Annotated in this window: 6 protein-coding genes and 1 pseudogene; 2 read left to right on the top strand and 5 right to left on the bottom strand. The window is 68.2% G+C overall.

The features are described 5' to 3' along the window. Window positions 1–886, bottom strand: an 886-nt coding sequence (locus tag G3O00_RS40735) for a CoA transferase (protein ID WP_206146378.1), incomplete at its 3' end; no start/stop codon positions are given. 277 nt (window positions 887–1,163) lie between these two features. Here G3O00_RS40735 and G3O00_RS40730 point away from each other — a divergent pair. Then, complete coding sequence (locus G3O00_RS40730) at window positions 1,164–1,403, top strand: hypothetical protein (RefSeq protein ID WP_011351967.1); 240 nt, start codon at window positions 1,164–1,166, stop codon at window positions 1,401–1,403. A 150-nt stretch (window positions 1,404–1,553) separates the two neighbouring features. After that, window positions 1,554–1,976, top strand: coding sequence for an NUDIX hydrolase (locus G3O00_RS40725; protein ID WP_011351966.1), 423 nt, complete (start codon window positions 1,554–1,556; stop codon window positions 1,974–1,976). A 21-nt stretch (window positions 1,977–1,997) separates the two neighbouring features. On the opposite strand, the gene G3O00_RS40720 is transcribed toward G3O00_RS40725, so the two are convergent. The 4 genes and pseudogenes from G3O00_RS40720 to G3O00_RS40705 form a co-directional block, all read right to left on the bottom strand. Further along, on the bottom strand, window positions 1,998–2,321 hold the full coding sequence (locus G3O00_RS40720; protein WP_206146377.1) for a low molecular weight protein tyrosine phosphatase family protein: 324 nt from the start codon (window positions 2,319–2,321) through the stop codon (window positions 1,998–2,000). Window positions 2,322–2,355: 34 nt separating this feature from the next. Beyond that, window positions 2,356–2,928, bottom strand: coding sequence for a DUF1993 domain-containing protein (locus G3O00_RS40715; protein WP_206146376.1), 573 nt, complete (start codon window positions 2,926–2,928; stop codon window positions 2,356–2,358). Between the two features lie 176 nt (window positions 2,929–3,104). Continuing rightward, on the bottom strand, window positions 3,105–3,557 hold the full coding sequence (locus G3O00_RS40710; RefSeq protein WP_089440082.1) for a YaiI/YqxD family protein: 453 nt from the start codon (window positions 3,555–3,557) through the stop codon (window positions 3,105–3,107). Between the two features lie 61 nt (window positions 3,558–3,618). Then, window positions 3,619–3,833 (bottom strand): annotated as a pseudogene (locus G3O00_RS40705) (magnesium chelatase); the annotation flags it as partial.

The following is a 3,833-nucleotide window of genomic DNA, read 5'->3' as shown; positions in this document are numbered from 1 at the left end:
TTTCGAGCAGCGTGCGCAGTGCGGCGCGGTTCGCGCTGCGCGCGCGGTTGTCCGCGAAACGCGGATCGTCGAGCCAGTCGCGCGTGCCGAGCACGTCGCACAGCCCCGCGAACTGCCCGTTGTTGCCGACCGCCAGAAAGATGTCGACGCTCGCCGTCGGAAAGCTGTCGTACGGCGTGATGTTCGGATGCGCGTTGCCGGTGCGCACGGGCGCATTCCCCGAATGGAAGAAGTTCGGCGTATGCGGATGCAGGATCGACAGCGCGCAGTCGAACAGCGTCGATTCGACGAACTGGCCGCGGCCGCTCGCGTCGCGCTCGCGCAGCGCCATCAGCACGCCGAGCGCCGCGTTCAGCCCGGTCACGAGATCGACGATCGGCACGCCGACCCGCAGCGGCGCGCCCCCCGCTTCGCCATTGACGCTCATCAGCCCCGCGATCGCCTGCACCGCCGCGTCATAGCCGGGCAGCCCGCCGAGCGGGCCGTCCGCACCGAAGCCCGACACGCGGCAATGGACGAGGCGCGGAAACCGCGCGTGCAGCGCGTCGAAGCCGAGCCCCCAGCGCTCCATCGTGCCGATCTTGAAGTTCTCGACGATGGCGTCCGCATGTTCGAGCAGGCCAAGCAGCCGCTCGCGGTCGGCCGGTTGCGTCAGGTCGAGCGCGATGCCGAGCTTGTTGCGGTTCACGCCGAGGAAGTACGACGCGGTATCGCCGTCGAACGGCGGGCCCCACGTGCGCGTTTCGTCGCCGGATGGCGGTTCGACCTTGATCACCTCCGCGCCGTGGTCGGCGAGGATCTGCGTGGCGTACGGGCCGCCCAGCACCCGCGACAGATCGATGATGCGCAATCCCGCCAGCGCGCCCTGCTGCTCGTGTTCCGCCATGCGTCCCGCTCCTGGTTCCGGTTGATCGGACTGCCGGTTCCGGCAGGCCCGGCGCCTGTGGCGCGACCTTCCGGATTCGACGAATAATTCCTGTGCGTGAATTTATATTCACACTCAGGAATTGTGTTGTCAACCCCGGCGGCACCCTGAGGCGAAGCGGAAGACGCCGTGGTGCGCAAGTGGGGGCGACACCGAACACGGGCCGGTTGCGGTGGCATCCCGCCTTTCGCTAAGCTGGCGGGCAATCTTCATCTCAAAAAAATCGGACGGATTATTCATGAAACGGATGCTGCTGGCGGCCTTCGTGCTGGCGTCGACGCTGGGCGTCGGACACGCGCAAACCCAGACGTTCCACTTCGGCGAAGGACAGACCGGGATGCCGGACGCAGCGCCGACCGCACGGCCCGCGCACCGGCACGCGGCGCCGCCGTCGCCCCACCATCGGCGCGCCGTTCACAAGCGCCGCCAGCCGCGCCACGCAAAACCGACCCGCAGCGGGATCTATACGCACGCGTAATGCGGCGCGCGTCGCCCGACGCCGTGCATGGAACTGTCACGAACGGCCGGTAGGATCGATGCGGCTGCCTGTACACCGTCGCGGCCCGCCGCCGGGTAACACGCCGCCGACGCGCATTTTCTCCACGATTCAGCACCTGTTTTGCCGAACATGAGTACCGGGCTGGACACTCTCGCCGTCATCAAGGAACGCGCCACGATCGTGTGCCGTCAGCGCAGCAGCGTGCTGCTGGTCGCCCGCACCGCGTCGCGCTGGTCGCTGCCAGGCGGCACGATCCGCCGTGGCGAGACGCCGCTCGATGCTGCACTGCGGGAGCTCGCCGAGGAAACGCGGCTGGAGGGGCTCGCACTCGACTACGCGGTGCAGTTTGGCGGGCTGACGAAACTCCATCACGTGTTCGTGGCCGACGTGCCGGCTCACCTGACGCCGCGCGCGAGCAACGAGATCGCCCGCTGCAAGTGGTTCACCGTCGACCGGCTCGACACGCTTCGTGCAAGCGTGCCGACGCGCAAGATCATCGAGCTGCTGCGTCTCGACTGCTTTTCGGTGATCGCGAACGGCCGGCTACGCTGACGTCCACTTCGGCCATGCCGTTCACACGCGCAGGAACGGGCCGGCCTTGCGCTCGAGCAGCGTGACGAGCTCGGGCTGCATGTAGGTGTAACGGTCGGGAATGTCGAGGCACACGATTTTCTTGTGCCGCAGATGCGCACCGAATTGCGCCGCCAGCCGCGCCTTGTGCGCCCGCTCCATCACGAACACGACTTCGGCCCAGTCGAGCTGCTCGGCGGACAGGCGCGTATCCGCATCGGGCGCGAGGCCCGCCGAGTCGGTTTCGACGTCCGGCCAAGCGGCGAATACCGCTTCGGCCGTCGGGCTGCGCAGCCGGTTGCGGCTGCAGATGAAGAGTGCCCGCATCAAGTCGCTTCGAAGTCGCTCGGCGCCTGCCGGCTCACCCTTGCGGAATCGTGCCCGGCCGGACGTACGCGAGCATGTGCGGCACGTAGTCGGCCTTGCCGAGTTCGACGCCGTGGTGGCGCAGGATCGCGTATGCGGCGATCGCGTGGAAGTAGAACTGCGGCAGCGCCCAGTCGCGCGCGTATTGTTCGCCCGTCATGTCGAACGCGATCCCGTTCGGCATTTCAAGCGCGATCGGCAGTGCGGTACCGCCATCGAGCGCATCCGGTGCGAGTTCACCGAGAAAGGTCAGCGTGCCGGCGATGATCGCTTGCGCGTCGGCGAGCGTGCCGGGCTGCGCATCCGCATTCCACCCCGCCTCGCGCAAGGCCAGCAGCGACGCCGGTACCGGCTCGCCACGCAGACGGTGGATGGGCTCCATCGCCTGGAAGCACGAGAAGCGCACCTGTGCCGCGAGCGGATACATGTCGGGCGCGAGCCTCAGCGTCATCGCCGCATCGGGCGCGTCGCCCGCGGCCTGCCGGTGTGCGACGGCCTTGTCGAGCCACGCGGTCTGCGCGCGCAGCATGTGGGTGAAGGTCGGAACGAGAAGTTGGGTCGGTGACACGCGTGCGCTCCTTTGCTGGGTTGTGGTTTGCGCCACGATAGCAGCGAAGGCACAAATCTGCATCCCCGCAGGGGAGATGAGCGCGATTCAATGCGGATTCGGTGATGTGGCGCATGCCGCGTGCGCGTGTCGCCGCTCGCAGGACGATTACGGCACGCGGTCGTCCCGACCCAACTTCAAGGCTTGCCGTGCCGCGCCAGAAACCGGTCGAACTGCGACGCAAACGCCTTGCCGTCGCGCGCGCTGAACGGCGCCGGCCCGCCCGTGTCGATCCCCGCGCTGCGCAACTGATCCATCATCGCGCGCGTCGACAGGCGTTCCTCGATGTTCTCGCGACTGAACCAGTTGCCGCGCGGGTCGAGCGCATGCGCGCCCTTGTCGAGCACGGCGGCGGCCAGCGGGATGTCGGCGGTGATCACGAGGTCGCCCGCTTCCACCAGCTCGACGATGCGCGCATCGGCCACGTCGAAGCCGGCCGGCACCTGCACCGCCTTGATGAACGGCGACGGCGGCGTGCGCAGAAACTGGTTCGCGACCAGCGTCACGCAGATTTCGGCACGACGCGCGGCGCGAAACAGCATGTCCTTGATGACGGCGGGACACGCGTCGGCATCGACCAGTACTTGCATGGCGGGTTGTTCCAATGGATTGAAGCAGAAGCGGCGATCATAGCGCACGGCCGGCCCGCCATCAGCCGGCGCGGCCCGTGCATAGCGCGTCGGCCGTCACCCACTGTGCGCCCCACGCCGCGGCCAGCCGCGCGCCCTGCCCGATCCGCACGGCCGCATCGTCGAAGTCGACGAACACGACGTGATCGGCCGCCGCGGGTTTTGCGGGCATCTCGCGTGTGCGTCCGTCGGACAGCACCCACAGCCAGCGCTGCTTGCCCGGCTCGCGCCGCGCCG

It is taken from the genome of Burkholderia sp. Ac-20384 (genome assembly GCF_017104605.1).
Taxonomy (GTDB): Bacteria; Pseudomonadota; Gammaproteobacteria; order Burkholderiales; family Burkholderiaceae; genus Burkholderia; species Burkholderia lata.
This window is presented reverse-complemented; position numbering and strand designations above follow the sequence as displayed.

Excerpts from the sequence above, each read along its gene's own strand:
- G3O00_RS40730 (WP_011351967.1), top strand. The coding sequence starts at position 1,164 with ATGAAACGGATGCTGCTGGCGGCCTTCGTGCTGGCGTCGACGCTGGGC.
- G3O00_RS40725 (WP_011351966.1), top strand. The coding sequence starts at position 1,554 with ATGAGTACCGGGCTGGACACTCTCGCCGTCATCAAGGAACGCGCCACG.
- G3O00_RS40720 (WP_206146377.1), bottom strand. The coding sequence starts at position 2,321 with ATGCGGGCACTCTTCATCTGCAGCCGCAACCGGCTGCGCAGCCCGACG.
- G3O00_RS40710 (WP_089440082.1), bottom strand. The coding sequence starts at position 3,557 with ATGCAAGTACTGGTCGATGCCGACGCGTGTCCCGCCGTCATCAAGGAC.